The organism is Bacteroides fragilis NCTC 9343 (assembly GCF_000025985.1).
GTDB classification, from domain to species: Bacteria; Bacteroidota; Bacteroidia; order Bacteroidales; family Bacteroidaceae; genus Bacteroides; species Bacteroides fragilis.
This window is the reverse complement of the sequence record NC_003228.3, coordinates 342,012-361,956: the sequence shown is the minus strand read 5'-3', so window position 1 is coordinate 361,956 and position 19,945 is coordinate 342,012. Positions and strand designations below refer to the sequence as shown.

Here is a 19,945-nt window from a genome sequence, read left to right as displayed (position 1 = left end):
TTCTGTGCTTGTCAACCAGAAAAAGAAGGAGCAAAATAATCTCTCTATTATGGAACAATATATGTAATCGTGCAAAACATTAAGAGATTTTCAAAAAAGAAGTAAGCATTTTCAGAAATTGCTTACTTCTTTTAGAGTAGATACTTACTTCTTTTGTACCAGATGCCTACTCCTTTTCTAGGAAATGTCGGCTTCAGAGTCCAAAAAGCCCGGCTTTTCGTTGCATTCACCCCGACTATCACCCTCCTATCCTTCCGGTTGAACAGAAAGGAAGGAAGAGGAAGTTATCAAAAAAGGCATTTTAAATACTTTTTGAAAGCTGATACAGATAAATAGAATCATACTATCAAATCGCTTTCTCTGCCTTACTTTACCAGCTCTGCAGTAACATAATCTTTGCTATATGTACATGATAAACGATACGAAACTTTCCCTCTTTATCTTTAAACATAGTGTTATACCCTACACCCTGCAAAAGCGCCGGGATTCTGCAAGATAAGATTTTCATCGTATTTGGTCCATTTGCCGATTATATCGGTTGCCGTAGCACAGCCTACCCCATAGAACGGACTTTCAAAGCTATTGCCGGAATAAGCCATATAGTACAGCTCCTTATGTTTAAACACATATGGAGTCAAAGAATAATCAAAATCAAATGAGAGTGAATCAACCCGATACAGTCTAGGATTATCAAACTCTTTACATTTCACATGTAGGTCTCTAACTGGAATATTAGCTATCAACATAGCCATTTTAATTTTACTTTGCTTTTTAGAGCAATCTAACTCAGAAATCAAGAAGTTAAGACAGTCTCTACAAGAATAAACAGAAAATCTAACAATTAATAAACTATCTTCAAGAATCTCCCTTATTTTCATAGACGAGTTCTAAGAGTCAATGATTTTTTATCCAAATCAAACGATATACTTCTATTTTTGATTGAAGTTATCATCCATTTTAAGGTCATATATCTAATATTTTTTTATTAAACACACAAAGTGAAGGATTTTTCTCAAGATTACCCTTATCTTCAAAAGCTATAACAATATCATCTCCTAGAATCTTGAAGAAAGAGCATTCTTTTAGTTGCATTTCATCTGTCAAAATTGCAAATATTTCTGATTTCTTTGTTTTCTCACTATATCTACATAAGTAAACACGATCATACCACATAAATGTAAAATATATATAATATCCATCTATCTGATAGAATCTTGCGACAGAAGCGCAGCTTTGATTTTCCGGCTTATTTAAATACATTATTCGAGCATATATATCTTTAGCTCCCTCCTCTTCAGGTATCGCATAAGTACCAAAATCTATTTTATACTCAGGGACAAGAAAATTATCTGTTACGGTAAAAAGGGTATCCTTCAAGGGCTCCCAATACAACACTCTCCGACCTTCTTCTCCTACAAAAAAAGCATCAGGAAAATGGATACCATCATTCATGAAACGTCCTTTCACGATTTGCTGAGATGAAAAGTCTTTATTCCAGAAGCTTAGCACTGGCATTTTACGATAATCCCCCCCAAATCTATTTGTACTTAAGTAACGTTCCGTTCCAATCGGAATTATCATTGAAGGAGAAGGAGCATCTTCATCCAAAAGAACCTTTTGAACTCCCATAAACTTACCATTTATATCAAAACGTAGTATTTGCTGTTTATCTTGATCAAAAATACATACCTCCCCGTCCTCCATAAACATACATCCAAAACTTAAATACTCACCAGGCCCCTGCCCTTTACATGATATATTAAAAAGAAAATCACCCTTATCATTAAAAACATAAGCATTATCTCTTGACCATATAAAGTAACGGTCATCTTGCTTGAATAAAGCGCAAATATCATACAATAAAGAACTATCCACAGTTTCTAAATTTATTATTCTTGATGCAGATATTTTCACTGTATCGATATGTGATAAGTCTACTTCTATCCTTTGGGTAACATTTTTCTGTTCTCTTTGGCAAGAGAACAGAAAAAACAATAATCCCAAGGACAATATTACTATTTTCCTCATACACTTTAATATTTTTCACAAGTACAACGAATACCACAACAAGCATAATAACCAGTTTGACATGAAACATCGCATGCTGCACTAGCTCCCCCTCCTTTTATATCTATTCCACCACTTATAGAACAAGAGGTAGCCCCTCTACCACCATTATAGCAATAATTCGAGCCATCAGCTTCATAAACTGTAAAAGTCTCAATACCATTGTTATGCAAAGGGATAGGCGAATTCTTCTGCTGTGTCATTGCAACAAATACATTAGTAAATCCCAATACAGCAGCAATAAATACAAATTTTTTCATTTTGTTCTTTTTTAATTAGTTTGTATTTTTCCAAACCAATATATAAATAGTAGCAAAGTAGTATTTTTTTTAAATTTTCTGAATACAAAGATCAGTAAAACAAAAAGGGGAAAGGGATAATTACTGGTCAATAAACAGTAAAATACAGCCAAAATCAGAAAATTAGACCAATATTACCTGTAATGTAACAGCAGCAAAAATTATTTACCAAATTTTACTATTCCACAAAACATATCCATGTTATTTTTCTCTCAATCCTGACAGTATATTAAACAAAAATAGAAATACAAAAACAATATATATTCAATAGCTATTACAAACTAAAGACACCCCATATAGATATATCTGGGTGTAGCCCCAACAACAAAAGGGTGTAGCCTCACCATATAGATAGCTACACCCTTTTTATCGAACAACAGATTCTCCGGATTCATCCATCCGTTTTACGCCTATATCGATTTCTACCCCCCGGTTTATTCGACCAATTCCGCAGCAATATATTCCTTGTTGATCCGCATGCGGTCTATACCATCCACTTTTTCAAAATAGACCTTACCGATGTACATGCCCCGTGGATGAATATGCTCTTTATCTTTATGCGCATGATAAACAATGCGAAGTCTGCCCTTTTTATCCTTGAACATGGCACTATGCCCCACTCCCTGCAAATTCCCCGGTTTCTGCAAAATCGGATTTTCCTGGTATTTGGTCCATTCCCCCATGATATCCGTAGCGGTGGCACATCCGATCCCATAGAATGGGCTCTCAAAGCTGTTACCGGAATAAGTCATGTAATACAATCCGTTATGTTTAAGCACATAAGATCCTTCATTCACACGCGGCCACACTTCTTCCCATGCCTGCGAAACATGAATGCAAGGACGCATCGTCTCCGTTTTAATCGTCATATAATCGTCCTCCAATTCCGCTACCCATACGTTATTGCCATCATTGAAGCGAACGAAGAAAAGATAAGGTTTTCCATCTTCATCGATAAACAGGGAGCTATCGATCATCTTCTCGCCAGCAACCATCGGTTTCTTCTCGTTCTGCCTGAACGGACCTAACGGAGAATCGGCTATGGCCACACAGATGTGTTCGTCTGCCGTATAATACATATAAAACTTCCCGTCGATCTCGTAAATCTCCGGTGCCCAGAAGCGGCTATCCGCCCAAACATCATCTTTATGAAGTGCCAGCCCGTGCAGTTTCCACTTCCTGAGATCTTTTGATGTATACACTTCAATACCGTCGGCCGCATGCGTTCCGTAAGCATAATAAGTTCCATCGTGCAATAGAATAAAAGGATCGCCCAACGGAACCGACTTTGTCACGGTTTTTGTTTTTGACCTGTTTTTTGCTCCGGCAACTCCTGTATAAGAGCAAAACACAATCAGCAGCCCCAGCAGCCATACTCCGGTACTAATCTTTTTCTTTCCCATAATATAATCTTTTTTCAATATAATACAATCATTATTTCATCCGGTCTTTAGTAAACTGAAACCAATCCAGTTTCAATAGGTTCTCGGTACCGGTCTTACCTTTGAACAGCAGATACAATTTCTCCTGCCGCCCTCTCGCAATCCGTTCAAGAGACGTTGACTTGATTTCCCAGGATTGGTCGCCACCCGTATTGCCCACTTCGAGCACTCCGATAGGTTTTCCCTTCAAGGAACCCAGATAAACCTCTATCTTCCCGCCTTCGGTACCTGAAGCAACTTTAGCTGTAAACGTGCCTGCCCCTTTGCCTAAATCTACATTCCGGTAGAGCAAATAATCGTTATTATCGATCTGCCCCATGATAAATCCGTTCTCGGCCGCATTCTTTTCAAGAGCTATCCCATATAGGTTATGGAAGCTTTCCGCCTTAAAAATACGGTTCAGGTCATCCGACCGATCTTCTCCAAAAACTTTCAATTCAAAAATACTTAATGCATTTTCGGCATTCTTCTTGTCCAGCCCGTCTGCTCTCAGGGGGATGTCAACCCCTTCCAGAATGGTCAGACGGATAAACCTTGCTTTCACCGGAGAATTGCCCGGCTTCGTATCCGTCACCGGAGATTGTCCGACACCGTCCGTACTCCGGTCTGCAAACACTTTCCACAAATGACTGCCGGAGGCTGCATCCAGACTGCCGGCTTCTTTCTGTGACAAATATTCGAGTTTATACTTGTAAGTACGGCTTGTAAACTCAAAAATTGTCTCTATCTCATCCACTTTACACTCGCTGCCCAAATCTACAATCAGCCAAGGCTTATGTGCACCGACTCCGGGATCCCAATGGGTCCCGTAATTCTCGTCTACGGCAAAGTTACCGGCATAACAGAATGAAATGCCGTGTGTACGATAGCGGGGAGCAAATTCCGAATCATCATACACCCTCGCCGAAGAGGTCAAGGTCTGCTTTCCTAAAGCAAGATTCGTACGATGATCGCCCGGAACATCGGGAGCAACCGTTACCCCCTTGTGGGTTGGAGTAATGGGACGGATACTTCCATCCTCATTAAAGAAAACTTCGTCGATACAAGTCTGCCGTTTACTGTCTACAAAAGGATAATGTTGCCGATGATAAGCAATAAACGTACGCCCTCCGTAACAGAACATCGAATGATGTCCGGGACCCAAAATCCGATTGGCATCATCACGTTGCAATACAGGAACAGTCATAGACCGGTTGATCTCCCGGTAAGGCCCCGTGATCTTATCGGCTACGGCATATCGGACATTATAATTCTCACTACCGTTAAACGACCACATCAGGTAGTATAAATTATTTCTCTTAAAAATAAACGAAGCTTCAAAAGCATTTTTTATCTCTTCTATCTGCGTATAGTGGTAAGTGCCGATAAATGGATTGGAATCGCTTTTGGCGAATACCGGATCACTGTTGTCAATATAGATCTTTCCGGCCTCATCGAACTTCAACTTCATAATCTTAAAGTGCCAGGAGTCAGTTACAATATACATCGTCCGGTCATCATCCATAAAAAACTGTCCGTCATATCCCTTGAAAAGCATCTTACCGGGAGCTGCCCCATTGGCATCTTCCCACGGCCCCAAGAGGTCGTCCGCCATACCGACAAAGGTATTCGAAGCAATGCTATACATCAGATAATACTTCTTTGTATCCGGATTGTATTCGATACTGGGAGCCCATACACACAAGGTCCCGGCATAGTCCGTCCATGATTTTGGGAAGGCGATCACTTCATTCTTCCATTCCTTACAGTCCTTGGAGTACCACATCTGGGCTGGATACACATTTTCACCACCCGCTCCGTCATTGGTTCCGAAAGCATAAAAAGTCTTGGTCCGGTCATCATAATAGAAAGATGCGTCTGCCAGATAAGCAGGCACAGTCGGATTTCCCGTCTGCATCGAAAAGACATTCACATCTTCCGGTTCAGTCCCTATATCCTTGACGGTCAAAACAAAGTCTTTAGTCAAAGCCACGTCTCCCTTCCGGACCGTTGCTGTCAGGGTTGCCTTCTTGTTTCCGGTTCCCGCATCGGGGCGGTAAAGCTTTCCACTGTCACTGATGTACTGCCCCTGAGCCGAGCTCCACGAGATGGTAGTACCGCTCTTACCGGACGAAGGCAACACAAGGTCGGTGGTTACCGCCGACAAATCGCCCAACGAAAGTCCGTCCCTGTCTTCCTGCACCAACCGCCCGTCCGCTACCGATGCAAGTTCGTATACCTGCCGGTCTGTCAAGGCATAGTCATACAACCTGAAATCATCAATCCCGCCATTCAGATATGGATCGGGCCAGGTCGGCCGGCCAATGTAATTATCGGTCGTATTACCTAACAATGAAGGATTCACGGTGAAGTCCGTCTTTATTTCAGCTTTCACTCCGTCTACATAAAGAGTGCCGACACTCCCTTTCAGAGTGAAAGCAAGATGATGCCAGGCGTTAGCCGACAGTTTACCTTTCTGACGGGTATATGCAATGCGTTCTTCCTTGTCGGTATGATTTCCACTCTCCTGTGTCTTCGTCATAACCAGAGAAACGCCGTTCTCTTCATTCCCTCTTTGGGTTGTCAAAATCAGGTAACGGTCTGTTCCGCAAGCAAACGTGCACACCGTTTGGTTGTCAGACTGTTCATTCAGATAGACCCAGACAGACAAAGTGAAATCTTTCACATGTGCCAGGACTCCGTCCGGTAACTTGAAGTGTCCTTTGTTACTGAGTCTTGCCGCTCCCTGCTGCAGACCCGGCCCCCACTCCACCGTACCTCCGTTGATCCGGGCATCATATTTTGAGCCTCCTCTTCCACTGTTACGGGCTGTCTCTCCTCCCTGTTCATCGAAGTTGAATTGAAGGAAAGGAACTTGCTGCACCTGTCTTTCCGCCTGTTGTATCTGCTGCCCATACACAGGAACAGATAACAGGGTAAACGCCCCCAACAGGATCAATCCCGGAGAACAGGAAAAAGGGGATTTCCTTAAAGAATTTATAAACATAAGCCAATATCTGTTTTAAATATCACCAATATACCTATATGACACATTATTATCCAAGCGAAGCTTTACGCCTTGACAACGGCACCACCTGAAACCAGGTAAGCGAACGCCACAGCCACTCCATGGGACCATAGTAGAATCTCTTAATCCACCAATTGCTATAAGCAATCTGGATGACACAGAAAGCCGCTCCCAGCAAAAAGCTCTGCAAATAGTTGAACTCGACAGCAAAGTTCCCGCCAAAACCATAGAATAGGGAAACTCCGACTATCGACTGCGCCATATAGTTCGTCACACTCATTCGTCCCACCGGAGCAATACGGTCGAGCACTTTCTGCCCCTTATACCGATAATACAGCAAAGTGAAACCGCAGAAATAAACCATCATCTGTCCCAGATTGCCATACGTCTTGAAAAGAGTCTGTCCTACCCGCAACGCAAACCCGTCCACTCCCCATACCGGAAGCAGGAAGGCAACAGCATAAAATACTGCCCAGAAAGCCAGACAATAAGGTAAAAACAGACGACTGTACTTCACCATCTTTTCCTCACTTTTGTGAATACCCTGACGCCCGATCAGCATTCCGGCAATAAACAGTCCCAATAACTGGAGGTAACGGAAATTATTGAATACCCACAGGCATTTGGCCGACTGTCCGTCGAACGTATTGAAACTCAGTACATCCATCAGTGATCCATTGATAAAGACATCGGCCGCCCTTTCAAAAAGCCGGTCCATATAGGCTGCCGCAGCAGTCGGTTCGTTAGCCACATTGTCGCTGAGCAGAGATACAAAACTAATGACTGCCGGTATCTGCAGAAACAGCAAAACGCATAGCACCAGCAACCATCTGGTGGGAACTTTATAAAGAGGAATCAAGAAGACTCCTAATACGGCATAGACCATAAAAAACTCTCCCATATAGACCAATCCGTTGATATAGCCAAACAGGAACAATAAGGCAAGCCTCCAGAGGAAGCGTCCCCGGAAATCGACTCCTTTAGCTGCTTGAGACTCCATCTGCATGAAAAAGCTCAAACCGAACAAAAGGGAAAACATAGCGTATGATTTCCCGGAAAACAAAAAATAGAGTGAATCGTATACTGCCGTATCTATTGCCTGCCAGAAAGGAGACTCCACAACCGGAGCTAAAGTCAGGTCGAAACGCTCCATGCAATGCAAGAGCATGATGCCAATCAGTGCGAACCCCCGCAAGGCATCGATCGAATTAATACGCTTTTTAGGTGTGATCGTTTGTGTATGTGTCATGATATGAATTAAAAACAGGATATAAAAAGAGGCATAAGGATATAGAAGCAGATCTGCCAGACCCTATATTCCTTATGCCAATACAACTAAAAAAACGCTTGTGTTATTTTCCGTTATCTACCGAGAATTTGAAGATACAATGACTATTGTAGGTTTCACCCGGACGCAATACAGCCGAAGGCCATTCAGGTTTGTTCGGAGTATCGGGATACTTTTGAGTCTCCAGACAGACAGAAGCACGTTGATTGTAAGTAATACCTTTCTTTCCGGTCAGCGAACCGTCAAGGAAGTTTCCTGCATATACCTGAATACCGGGTTCGTCAGTGTATACATCGAGTACGATACCGGTTTTGGGTGATTCAAGAGTAGCGGCCTTACGGGTAATATCGCCTTTGGCATTCAACACCCAGTTATGGTCGTAACCATTACCGTTCTTCAACTGCACGAAATCGAAATCATTAATGCGTTTTCCAACCGGAGTCGGTGTGCGGAAGTCCATCGGAGTACCTTCCACTGTTACAATCTCGCCACTGGTCATAAAGGTACTGTCCACGGGAGTATAAGCATCGGCGTCGATAGTCAGCAGATGATCGGCATTGCTGCCTGCATCTCCGTCCAGATTGAAATAAGAGTGGTTGGTCATATTGACAATGGTCGGTTTATCCGTTTCTGCCTCATACTTGATATCGATGGCATTATCATCTGTCAGCTTCATAATAACCTTACAGGTGATATTACCGGGGAAACCTTCCTCGCCGTCTTTTGAAAGATAAGTCAACTCAAGTTCCTGCGGTCCCACCTGCTTGGCATCGTATACCTGATATTGGAATCCTTTCGGACCACCGTGCAGGCAATGTCCGTAGTTATTGCGCGGCAACTGGTATTCAACTCCATCTAAAGTAAATTTTCCCTGATTGATGCGATTGGCATAACGACCGATGCTGGCACCGAAGTCCGAAGGCTTGCTGATGTAATCCTGAATAGAGTCGAAGCCCAACACTACATCACGCATCACCCCTTCTTTATCGGGAACCATTACCGAAACAATACGTCCTCCAAAATTAGTGACGCAAACCTCCATGTTGTTCTGATTACGGAGTACATACAAATCGGTTTTCTTTCCGCCCACCTCAGTCTGGAAATTGCTCTTTACCAAACCGGAATCCGTAGTAGCCTTTTCTGTCTCTGCACAACCGGCTACAAAGAGGGCACCCAGTGCCCACATAGCTAATTTTCTCATTATTAAACTGTTTTGAGTTTTATTCACCACAGAGCGACACGGAGTCCCACTGAGTTTTTAGACAGATGAACAAAAGGACAAACTATTCTTTATTTGTTCATCTGTCTAAAAACTCAGTGGGACTCTGTGCTACTCTGTGGTGAATCTCATTCATTTCTGTTTCGTTATATTCTTACTGTATACTATTCAGCATATCCACTTTACCTTCATTCACCAGTTTCAGGATCAACTCACCGAACAAAGTATTCTGCCATGCAAACCAGGCACGGGTAAATTTCTCAGGATTGTCTTTATGGAAAGACTCGTGCATGAAGCCTGTACCTGCATCCGTATTCATCAGCATCTCGATGCACGACTTGATCTCCGCATCATCCTTGCTGGTGAAAGCTTTCATCATGATACTCATGGGCCATACCATATCGTATCCGATGTGTGGTCCGCCAATGCCCTCGCCTGCCTTACCTTTGAAGAAGTAAGGATTGTCGAGGCTCCATACAAAACGGCGGGTATTCTGATAAATCGGATCATCAATCGACACATCACCCAGATAAGGCATTGCCAGCAGGCTCGGAACGTTGGCATCGTCCATCAGCATGTGGTTACCAAAACCGTCCACCTCGAAAGCATAAATCTTTCCGTATTTGGGATGATTGTAAACGGCATATTTCTTCAGGGCTGTTTCCACCTCGTTTGCCAAAGCCTTGCATTCATTGGCCAAAGCCGTCTTTTTATTCACGGTTGTTAGTATCTCGGCTGCCTTGCGGAGTGAAGATACGGCAAAGAAGTTGGACGGAACCAGATACTGCAATGTCGTGGCATCGTCCGAAGGACGGAAAGTGGAAACAATCAGTCCGACAGGTTTCACCGGATTACCCAGTCCGTCGTTGGTCACTGTATCGAGAGCACGCTCTGTCTTACGTTGGAACTTATACGGACCCACACCGTCTTTGCGCTGTTGTTCCTTAAAAGTACGCAATATGTTGGTGATTGCCTGTATCCATTCTTCATCGAAGATACTGGCATCCCCTGTTGTCTTCCAGTACTGATAAGCCAGGCGCAACGGATAGCAAAGCGAGTCGATCTCCCATTTGCGTTCATGCAACTCAGGTTTCATATCCGTCAGGTCGCTCATCCATTCACCCCCTTTAGGACCATCATTGAACGCATTGGCATACGGATCGATATTGATACATTTAAACTGGCGGTTGATAACTCCGGCAAGCATCGTTTTCAGTTCCGGATCGGAATTGGCCAGTTGTACATAAGGCCATACCTGGGCCCCCGAGTCACGGAGCCACATGGCATGAATATCTCCTGTATATACAAAAGTATCGGGTTTGCCGTCTTTGCCTTTGCGGAAGTGTACGGTGGTATCCAGTGTATTGGGGAAACAATTGGTAAACATCCAGGCCAGCTTTGAGTTACGCAACAGTTTCTGTACACGTATGATTTCGTTTTCTACAGCCTGCGAACGGAACAGACGCTTAGCGGGTTCCGGACGGTTGTCTTTCTGAATAGCATCTGCCACACAAGTATAATGCGACAACATACCTTCAGCCTTCAGTGCTGAAGGCGCACAGAGCAGTGCCGCAGTAACGACACATGCTCCGATCATTTTCTTTGAATTTTTTCCTGGCATAATCTTGATTGGTTTTTATTAAGTAATCTGTTTCTGTCCAGCCTCAACGTACCTCTTTAGAGAACGAATACGGGAAATCCGACTCGCGTACTCCACGCTGTTTGTTCGGAGTAGACGACATTTTCATCGTAATCTTCGCTCCGTTCATCAGTTCTTTATGTGTCAGGTAGTTGCGAGTCAATGTTTTACCGTTTACGGTCATTGACGCAATGTAACGGTTTTCATCGCTATTGCCCGGTGCGCTGATCTGCACGGTCTTGCCATTCTCCAGATGCAGCTTCATCTGTTTGAAGTACGGCGTACCCATCACGTACTGATCCGTTCCGGGGCAAACGGGATAGAATCCCATAGCAGAAAATACATACCATGCCGAAGTCTGTCCGTTATCTTCGTCACCGCAATAACCGTCGGCATTGGGTGTATAGAGTTTATCCATCACTTCACGAATCCAATGCTGTGCTTTCCACGGTTGTCCCGAGTAATTGTACAGATACAGCATGTGCTGGATGGGTTGGTTACCGTGTGCATACTGTCCCATATTCATAATCTGCATTTCACGGATTTCGTGAATCACACCGCCGTAATAGCTGTCATCAAATACAGGAGGCAGGATAAAGACAGAATCCATCATCTGATTGAACCCTTGCTGTCCGCCCATCAGGTCGATCAGTCCCTGAGGATCATGGAATACAGACCAGGTATAGTGCCAACTGTTTCCTTCGGTGAAGGCATCGCCCCACTTCAGCGGATTGAACGGTGACTGAAATTGTCCGTCCTTATTCTTGCCACGCATCAGCTTATGCTCTTTATCGTACAGGTTCTTGTAGTTCATGGCACGCTGTGCATAAACGGCTATCTCCTCTTCGGGCTTGTTCAAGGCTTTACCCAACTGATAGATGCACCAGTCATCATAAGCATATTCCAGCGTACGGGCGGCATTTTCATTGATGCCTACATTATAAGGTACGTAGCCCAGTTGATTGTAATATTCATAACCGAGACGTCCGGTAGACGAAACCTGCGGATGAACAGCATTTGCACCGTGTTTCACAGCTTCCCAAAGAGTTTCTATATCGTAACCTTTCAATCCTTTCAGATAGGCATCAGCCACTACTGAAGCGGAATTGTTACCTACCATACAGCCCCTGTGCCCGGGACTTGCCCATTCGGGAAGGAATCCGCTTTCCTTGTAAGTATTTGCCAGTCCCTCCTGCATCTTTTCGTTCATCGAAGGATACATCAGGTTGAGGAACGGGAACAGGCAGCGGAATGTATCCCAGAAACCGGTATCGGTAAACATATATCCCGGCAGCACTTTACCGTTGTAGGGACTGTAATGTACCGGTTTCCCTTTGGCATCCAGTTCGTAGAAGCTTCTCGGGAAAAGTACCGAACGATAAAGGCAAGAGTAGAATGTACGGAGATGATCGGTATTATCGTCTTCCACCTCAATACGTCCCAGAACCTTGTTCCATTCCTGGCGTCCTTTGGCTGCAACAGCTTCCAGATTGTCTTTACCCAGCTCTTTCAAGTTCTGTTCTGCTTGCTCGGGGCTGATAAAAGAAGAAGCCACTCGTACGTTGACCGTCTCTCCGCGACGTGTAGAGAACCCGATGATACCACCTGCATGTTTATCTTTCGATTCCAGCTCACCCGGACGGATGTTGCCGTTGGTAACTGCTGCGGTAAAAGTGAACGGCTTATCGAACACCAGTACAAAATAATTCTTAAAGTTCTCCGGCACTCCTCCACTGTTCTTGGTTGTGTAGCCGATGATCTTGTTCTCTTCCGGAATCACTTTCACATACGAACCGTTGTCGAAAGCATCTACCACTACATAAGAGTCTTTACTCTCAGGAAAAGTGAAACGAAACATCGCCGCACGGCTGGTCGGAGCAATTTCGGTCGTGACATCATGATCGGCCAGATATACTTTATAATAATACGGTTTGGCAACCTCAGCTTTATGCGAGAACCAGCTCGCACGCTGATCCTGATCGAACACGACCTTTCCCGTAACAGGCATAATGGCAAACTGCCCGTAGTCATTAATCCACGGGCTGGGCTGGTGAGTCTGCTTAAATCCCCTGATTTTATCGGCATCATAGGTATAAGCCCATCCATCCCCCATCTTTCCGGTTTGTGCCACCCAGAAGTTCATTCCCCAAGGCATGGCAATAGCCGGATATGTATTTCCGGTAGATAAAGCATGCTTTGACTGGGTACCGACCAGTGGACTTACATAATCCACCGGTTCTGTCGTGCTCTTTGCAAAAGTGCAGAAAGCAGTACCCAATACGCCAACAAGTAATAGCGCTAATTTCTTCATGATATTAATAGTTTTAAATTCACCACAGATTACACGGACTAACACAGTTTTTTTAATCTTCAGTATCAATGGGAAAATAATTAACCTGTGAAAATCCGTGTAACCTGTGGACAGAATCTTATTTTTTCAACTTCTTCTCAAGCATCTTGATATAGTATCCGCCTACTACCGAACGAGCTTGGAAACCTCTCTGGTTCGGACGATCGGTAAATACCCAGTCAGACATCGGCACGCGATCGGTCGTCTCGTTCATGAACAGATAAACCGGATCGATAAACTTCTCGAATGTAGCTTTGTCCGGTGCCAGTGTAGCAGTCCACATAATCCAGTCGGTCTTGGTATAAGTTTCACGGTTATCCAGCGGCAATCCATATTGATTCTGTTTGCCAAGATAGTAAGCTATCTCTTTCTGTGCAACTGTTTCAGGGAATATCTGCAGATTCATCAGTTTATCCCATACCAGATTGTATTTCTGGCTCCATGTTCCGGGCTTGTCAAAAGTCAGGCGGTAGTGATCGCCGTCGTCTGCCATCTTCACCCATTCGGCAGCCATTTCTTTGGCTTTCTGTGTATATTTCTCAGCCACTTCTTTCTTGTCCAGCTTATCGGCCAGATAGCCATAAGACGCTACACCCAGGATGGCTTTGATAGACAGGTTGGCGTTGTGTGCAAAGTGTCCGGCAAAGTCGTCTGTACAAAGTTGATTTTCCGGATCGAGTCCATATTGAGCCAGATAATCGGTCCAGGTTGTCAATACATCCCAGTGTTTCTGCGCATAGTCGGCATTTCCTTCGACAATGGCGATGGCTGCACTCAAGATCAGCATATTTCCCGATTCCTCGATCGGCATATCTCCACCGTATGTCTGGCCGTTAGCCAACGGATAAGTACCTACATCATGTGCAGCGAACGGCTTATTCCATTTTCCGCTTTCGCTATAATAGAAGATGTGGTTCATCAGACCTTTTGCCAATTCCGGATTGTATACCAGGAACAAAGGAGCAGAAGGATAAGTGATATCCACCGTACCGATCGAACCGTTGCTGAAGTTCTCTTTTGAGAGGAACAGCAGGTCTTTATTGGGGGCTTCCACCAATTTGTGGGCAGCGATTGCCTGGCGATAAGCCAATGCACAGAGTTCGGCATACTTACGTCCGCCTACTTCAGTAGCTTCTTTCATCAGGTTAGCATCGAATGCAGCACATTTATCCATCACTGCATCATATTCCTTATCAGCTTTCGCAAACTGTGACTGAATGGTTTCGTTTCCATTGCGGTTCCAGTACGGACGAAGATTTTCACCGAAATACTGAATAGAGTACAAGTCATCGTAACCCAGCAGCAAGTGTCCTTCCGCTTTCTTCGTTTCACCCAGTGAGCGAACCAGTGCCAGCTTGTCACTTCCATCGGTCTTGGATGATGTCAATTTTCCGTCGATGAAACTCTTTCTTAGGGTCTTTCCCTCTCCGGTAGCGCATGAACTGTTCTCCTTATCGGCAGCCATGTAGAAGTATCCCCAGTCAATGCGGACATCATCTCCCTTTTTACCCAATATTTCCTGGTTGCGGCTTCCCGTCTTGAGGTATAGCAAATTACCTTCTGTAAAGCTTTCGGCTACAGCTTCCTGATGAGGCTGGTCGAGTGCCCACTGCGGTCCTGCTTCGAAATACAGTTCTACGTTATGTTTATTTCCGTCATTCGAAGCCACTTCATAGGTAAGATAGCTCACCGGACGAGTCATCAAATCGAGATTATCCATAAAGAGAGGTGAAGTGAACGCAAGTTTCAAGTCCACCGGTCCGCAAGTAAATTCGTAGTTGGTCTGCATAGCCTGCACGTCTACCGATTTCTGTACTGCTGTCTGAGTAAAGTTCTGTGTATTGTCCTTCTCTACCAACAGACCGCAATCGATCAGACCGTTGGCAACACGGTTATTACAGTAAATTGCAATCAGGTTCTCTCCCTGTTTCAGTGCGGCCACAGCCTCTTCCGGCAGTTTGGCAAGCATATGTTTTTTAGCCGAGTTACCGGTATCCACCACCTTCACGCCATTCACATAGATGATGGCGTCATCGTCGTGAGAATATTCCAGATATACATTTTTACCTTGCAGGTTGTCTTTAATATCCGCTTTACGGCGTATCCAGATATACTCTTCTCCCCACTGGGTCTTGGCTGTACTTTCATTCTCCATAGTACCGAAAGCACCTTCTCCTTCTTTCCATGCCGCATCATTAAAGTCGGCATTCTGCCAGCCGTCAGCCGGTTTCTTTGTTGTATACTTAGCTGTCCATCTGCCTTGTTCCGAGGTCTTAACCAGCGGAAGCAGCTCAAGTTCTTCCGTTCCCATGAAACGGTAAATCTGTCCGTCTACCTTGGCAACACCCAAGAACGGGAAGTCCTTACCGGTCCAGTGTTTCACCGGTCCGTCATACAGATTATCCGTAAACGACCAGGCACTGGTGTAAGGGTCAATCATCACCAACGGATAGGCCGGTGCACGCATCTCACTTTTTTCACTCTTGACGTCCTGCGGTGCCCCACAACTGCTCAGCATGGCAGCTGCACCCAAGAACAGAGTCGATAGTTTAAGCTTCATAACTTCAGATTCTTTTTTTATAGTTTTTACCATTCAATATCTACTTGCACGCCGGCGGGGTCGTTCTCGAACTTCAAGAGCAGGGTACGCGAACGCTCTTCCCACAATTTCTCCGGCTGAGGTTCTTCTTTCCCGTTCACACAAACCCGTATCGGCTGTTTAGGGAGCAATATCCTCGAAGCGTTAGTCGTATGCAACGGGCTCTTGGCTACAAACGAATAACTTCGTTTTCCTGCCTTTTCATCGTATATCCTGGAAGCACCGCAAAGCACTTTCGCCTTTGCCCGTCCCGAAATCCGTTTGACATTATATAAGTAACCTTGTTCGCCCGGACGAATCACCTTATGTGTCAATACCGGAAGATCCTTATCAAACAGGTCGATATACACCCCCGAAAGTTCCATCGGAGCATCCGATACACTTTCGTCCAATACGGCAGCAATGGTATATGGTCCCCGTTCGAGCAGGAAACTGTTTTTCAGTTCTACTTCTTTCCCGGCACTCTTTCTGTAAGCAGCCGAAACCGCATCGAAATATTGCCAGTCATTTCCGCTTTTCAGCACAAAGTGTTTCGGATCTTCACGTATAACGGTCACCATACCTTTTCCACAAGGGTAAGTTCCGGCAGCAGGTACTCTGTCCAGTCCCAGTTTCTCGAACAAATGTTCCGAAGGAGCCTTATATTGATTTCCGTTGGAATTCCACCATTCAAGCACCGACTGATAAGGATCGATATCTTCGCCGCAATAGATCAGCGCTCCGCCTTTTCTCACCCAGTCTGCCAGAAAATCATGATATCGGGGTTCCATCGGTTTCATGTTCGAATAAGACATTACAAGCACCTTCAGCCCCTTGAATGTGTCGCCGAACGGAGTATTCTCCATGTGTACCAACTCCACCGGTATTCCTCTTTTCAATAACGGCAGGGTCTGTCCATAGAAACTGCTGAATTGCGGATCGTCATAGCCATCATGACCGGGGAAACGCTGAAACATCAGCGAATTTGCCATCAGTACCCCGATGCCGTGCGTACCGCTCACCTGAGTTTCCGAAGTCCGTATGTCGTTCAGCGTATTCACCATAATCTGCATCTGTGTGGAGTAGTCACGCGGAATACGTTCTTTCCGGTCTGTTCCCGCTACTTGGTACAGCCCCTGATAAATACGGTCCGGCCAAGGCATCACTTCGTATGTGTCTACCGCCGGATACATCAGTTGGGCGGCAAAAGTAGCCTGGTAATTTATTTTATAATCGAGCCAGTCTTTCGCCCGGTCCTCGATGGGGTCGGTCAGGAAGTACATCTTGCGGTTTAACGGGGCTGTCATCGATTTCATACATCCATATTCAAGAAAAGCATTCTCAAATACCCGTTCTTTCTTCACTCCGTCATAATAGTTCGGTTCGCGGGCGGTTCCCGTCCAGACCTGCGCGATATACCCATCCACACAATCCAGCGAAGCCAGGCTCGCTTCGGGACTTACGATCTGCCACGATGTATAGTTGACAAGTGAATGTGTAGGCACAAAGCACTTCACATCCAGTCCTTTCGATTTGCCGTACGTTTTGGCATACGTGAATATCTGATTAAGCGCGTTGTAGTACAGATAATATTTCAGTTTATTCGATAAGTAGGTATTCTCAGGAGATTCATGTTGAGCTCTCCACGGGAATCCATAATATTTTTGCCATTCGGATTTGAAGGCTTCACTGTATCCGCCCCGCATCCAAAATTCCGGTTCTTCCAGATAAATAGAAGTAATGCCCGCATCGATCACCCGTTTGATCTGCTTCTCCTGCATGTAACGGATGAAACTCTCAGTAGGCACAATATAGGGAATCAAGTGCCCGTGCGCAATCTCCCGCCCCTCGCGGTCGCGCTGGCCCTCTTTGAGGTGATCTTTCACCCCATCCCATTTTCCAAGAAAATAATCCTGATAATCTCCCCAGGCTACCCCTGTCATAAACTCGGCCCGGTATCCTTTGTCTCTCCACGATTGAACGCGTTGCTCAAAAGTAACGCCTTTCTTATCCAGCGTTCCGTATACCATCACGGCATCGGCACGCACATCTGTTTCCGGTTTCCACGACTCTGCTGTCTGGAAATTCGTTTTTGTGCCTGTGGCGGTTTGAGAATAGACGCCGCCACAGGCCAAAAACAAACCAATCAAAACTAATACCCTCTTACTCATGTGTTTGTGTTGTCACGTGTTTGTGTTGTTATTTGAATGGAGAAATCACTTGCATCAGTGCGGGACATCCGCTGGCATCATAGCTTTCCATCACACCTGTCGGGCAGGGTTTGGCTGCATCCTTGAATGTCACATTACGGTTTACATCCCGGTTGTTCCACGCCACGTCTATGTTGTGACGAAGCCAGTCCATATATTGGGGCTGATTGCCATCTTCTATCAGGCGAATGATGTACTGTGCAAAGATGGCAGCATAAATTCCCTGTTCCACTCCATTTTTGAACGGAAGCAATCCATCGGCATCACACATCTCGTTGCGGACGTAGTCGGCAGCCAGAACGGCATCGTCCAGATAAGCTTTCTCGCCGGTTGCTTTGTACAGCATCACGGCCGAACCGATAAATGTAGCCTGATTATAAAGTTGGGTTGTCCAGTCTATGTCCATACCGTTCTGTCTCTGGAAATGATAGTGCATATTGTCTGCTATGCGGCCTTTCTCCTTGTCGAAAAAAACATCCCTCGACCATGCATATACACTTTTTGCCTTTTCCAGATAATCGGGATCTTTGGTTACATTATAAAGAGTCATGGCGCCCACCGTAGTCGGATAGTTGATGCAAGCCATCTTTCCATCGTGCTTGAAGTTCCACCACAGGCCCCCCCTTTCTTTATCATACGACTCTTTCCAGACATGGTAGAATCCCGAAGAGGCATGTGCCAGGTATTTCGGGTCATTCGTGATTTCGTAAGCACGTGCCAGCGAAATAATCCACCACATCATATCATCATAAATAAACCATTCGATTTTATTGTCCCAATTGTATTTATCATATTGTTCGTATCCTCCCTGATACACCTCTTCTATCAACCGGCGATATTTAGGAGCCTTCGTACGTTTATACGCGTTCATAATCATATCCCAATAGATAGCCTGTACCCAGATGGCAGCTCTTCCTTTCATATCCGAAGATATGGCATACAACTTCATATCCGGATTATAAAAAGTAGAATGAAAAGCATCCATCGCCGTCGTCGCGTCTTTCTTTGTAAAATGCTTCAGGTTTCCGTCTGCGGGCTGATGTGCCCATGCCATTGCATTGGGAAGAAGTAATAAGATAGCTACTATGATCAGTACTTTGTTTTTCATGTTTTTGCCTCAGATTTTAAATTTTCATGTTACAAAGATTGGGGAAATATTGGAGAAAGGAGGATAATTATTATTCAATAAATAGCAAAAACTGACCAAAAACGGGGGATAAACCGATTACTATCAATAATGGAACATATGTAGCAGGCTTTTGACCGAAATTTGTCCATTCCATCCGTAAGGTCAGGAAACATCCGGTAATATTAAAAGAAATCATTTGTGGTTCTCACGGCTGAGGATGTGGCATCATTCACCACAGAGCCACACAGAGTTCCACAGAATCTTCCGAAACCGGACGTCTCTCATACGAAAAATGGTTCTTCTTCAAATTTGGTGGTAAATTCTTTATTTCTTTATTTTCAAGTTGATAATTGTCCTTTTTGCTTGCTTTAATAAGAAAAAACAGACACCGGCTGAATAAGATAGCTCAAGTTTCGGAAGTGAGTTTACGCCGTCTGAACCGGTATCTTCATCTTTATACCTTTTTTCAATTAACATTGTTAACGCCTTTTGCAAGTTGGCAGGTTCTTGTGCGCAAATAACAAGTCTTTTGCATTTAAAGAACTTCTTATTCACATCCAAAGAACAAGCTTTAACTCTGTGTTAAAACAAAGCTTTTGAGGACAGAAATCTTACTTCTTAAAGATATTGATTTTCAGATGGTTTAGTCTAAGATTAGCTTCTTCACCTCACGGATGGACTCTTCGGGCGAAAGCCGGGATACTTCCTTTTTTGTCA

12 protein-coding genes and 1 pseudogene are annotated in these 19,945 nt (G+C 44.5%); all 13 read right to left on the bottom strand.

Going from position 1 to position 19,945, the window contains the following annotated elements; translation table 11 throughout:
• Positions 1-403 precede the first annotated feature (403 nt).
• Positions 404-629, bottom strand: a pseudogene (locus BF9343_RS23550) (family 43 glycosylhydrolase); the annotation flags it as partial.
• 334 nt (positions 630-963) lie between these two features.
• Complete coding sequence (locus tag BF9343_RS01420) at positions 964-2,028, bottom strand: 6-bladed beta-propeller (RefSeq protein WP_010991982.1); 1,065 nt, start codon at positions 2,026-2,028, stop codon at positions 964-966.
• A 5-nt stretch (positions 2,029-2,033) separates the two neighbouring features.
• On the bottom strand, positions 2,034-2,327 hold the full coding sequence (locus BF9343_RS01415; RefSeq protein WP_005784099.1) for a hypothetical protein: 294 nt from the start codon (positions 2,325-2,327) through the stop codon (positions 2,034-2,036).
• 473 nt (positions 2,328-2,800) lie between these two features.
• Entirely contained in the window at positions 2,801-3,769 is a 969-nt protein-coding gene (locus tag BF9343_RS01410; RefSeq protein WP_010991981.1) for a glycoside hydrolase family 43 protein, read from the bottom strand.
• Positions 3,770-3,800: 31 nt separating this feature from the next.
• Positions 3,801-6,794: a family 43 glycosylhydrolase gene (locus BF9343_RS01405; protein WP_010991980.1), complete on the bottom strand. Its 2,994-nt coding sequence runs from the start codon at positions 6,792-6,794 to the stop codon at positions 3,801-3,803.
• 49 nt (positions 6,795-6,843) lie between these two features.
• Positions 6,844-8,064 carry a DUF418 domain-containing protein gene (locus tag BF9343_RS01400; RefSeq protein WP_005801706.1) on the bottom strand — a complete coding sequence of 407 codons (1,221 nt, stop codon included), beginning with the start codon at positions 8,062-8,064 and terminating at the stop codon, positions 6,844-6,846.
• Positions 8,065-8,167: 103 nt separating this feature from the next.
• Positions 8,168-9,304 (bottom strand): aldose epimerase family protein, encoded by a 1,137-nt coding sequence (locus tag BF9343_RS01395; RefSeq protein ID WP_008769237.1) that lies wholly within the window; start codon positions 9,302-9,304, stop codon positions 8,168-8,170.
• A 172-nt stretch (positions 9,305-9,476) separates the two neighbouring features.
• Entirely contained in the window at positions 9,477-10,943 is a 1,467-nt protein-coding gene (locus tag BF9343_RS01390; RefSeq protein ID WP_005784087.1) for a glycoside hydrolase family 125 protein, read from the bottom strand.
• Between the two features lie 43 nt (positions 10,944-10,986).
• The gene (locus BF9343_RS01385) at positions 10,987-13,272 is read right to left on the bottom strand and encodes a GH92 family glycosyl hydrolase (RefSeq protein WP_010991979.1); all 2,286 of its coding nucleotides are present in this window, start codon (positions 13,270-13,272) and stop codon (positions 10,987-10,989) included.
• Positions 13,273-13,390: 118 nt separating this feature from the next.
• A complete protein-coding gene (locus BF9343_RS01380) occupies positions 13,391-15,871 on the bottom strand; it encodes a glutaminase domain-containing protein (protein WP_041926161.1) in 2,481 nt (826 codons plus the stop codon).
• Between the two features lie 26 nt (positions 15,872-15,897).
• Positions 15,898-18,060, bottom strand: a complete 2,163-nt coding sequence (locus BF9343_RS01375) for a hypothetical protein (protein ID WP_010991977.1) — start codon at positions 18,058-18,060, stop codon at positions 15,898-15,900.
• 28 nt (positions 18,061-18,088) lie between these two features.
• The gene (locus tag BF9343_RS01370; RefSeq protein ID WP_010991976.1) at positions 18,089-19,207 is read right to left on the bottom strand and encodes a glycoside hydrolase family 76 protein; all 1,119 of its coding nucleotides are present in this window, start codon (positions 19,205-19,207) and stop codon (positions 18,089-18,091) included.
• Positions 19,208-19,552: 345 nt separating this feature from the next.
• A complete protein-coding gene (locus BF9343_RS23855) occupies positions 19,553-19,783 on the bottom strand; it encodes a hypothetical protein (protein WP_041926293.1) in 231 nt (76 codons plus the stop codon).
• Between the last annotated feature and the right edge of the window lie 162 nt (positions 19,784-19,945).

Coding starts and splice junctions, on each gene's coding strand:
- BF9343_RS01420 (WP_010991982.1), bottom strand. CDS start 2,028: ATGAGGAAAATAGTAATATTGTCCTTGGGATTATTGTTTTTTCTGTTC.
- BF9343_RS01415 (WP_005784099.1), bottom strand. CDS start 2,327: ATGAAAAAATTTGTATTTATTGCTGCTGTATTGGGATTTACTAATGTA.
- BF9343_RS01410 (WP_010991981.1), bottom strand. CDS start 3,769: ATGGGAAAGAAAAAGATTAGTACCGGAGTATGGCTGCTGGGGCTGCTG.
- BF9343_RS01405 (WP_010991980.1), bottom strand. CDS start 6,794: ATGTTTATAAATTCTTTAAGGAAATCCCCTTTTTCCTGTTCTCCGGGA.
- BF9343_RS01400 (WP_005801706.1), bottom strand. CDS start 8,064: ATGACACATACACAAACGATCACACCTAAAAAGCGTATTAATTCGATC.
- BF9343_RS01395 (WP_008769237.1), bottom strand. CDS start 9,304: ATGAGAAAATTAGCTATGTGGGCACTGGGTGCCCTCTTTGTAGCCGGT.
- BF9343_RS01390 (WP_005784087.1), bottom strand. CDS start 10,943: ATGCCAGGAAAAAATTCAAAGAAAATGATCGGAGCATGTGTCGTTACT.
- BF9343_RS01385 (WP_010991979.1), bottom strand. CDS start 13,272: ATGAAGAAATTAGCGCTATTACTTGTTGGCGTATTGGGTACTGCTTTC.
- BF9343_RS01380 (WP_041926161.1), bottom strand. CDS start 15,871: ATGAAGCTTAAACTATCGACTCTGTTCTTGGGTGCAGCTGCCATGCTG.
- BF9343_RS01375 (WP_010991977.1), bottom strand. CDS start 18,060: ATGAGTAAGAGGGTATTAGTTTTGATTGGTTTGTTTTTGGCCTGTGGC.
- BF9343_RS01370 (WP_010991976.1), bottom strand. CDS start 19,207: ATGAAAAACAAAGTACTGATCATAGTAGCTATCTTATTACTTCTTCCC.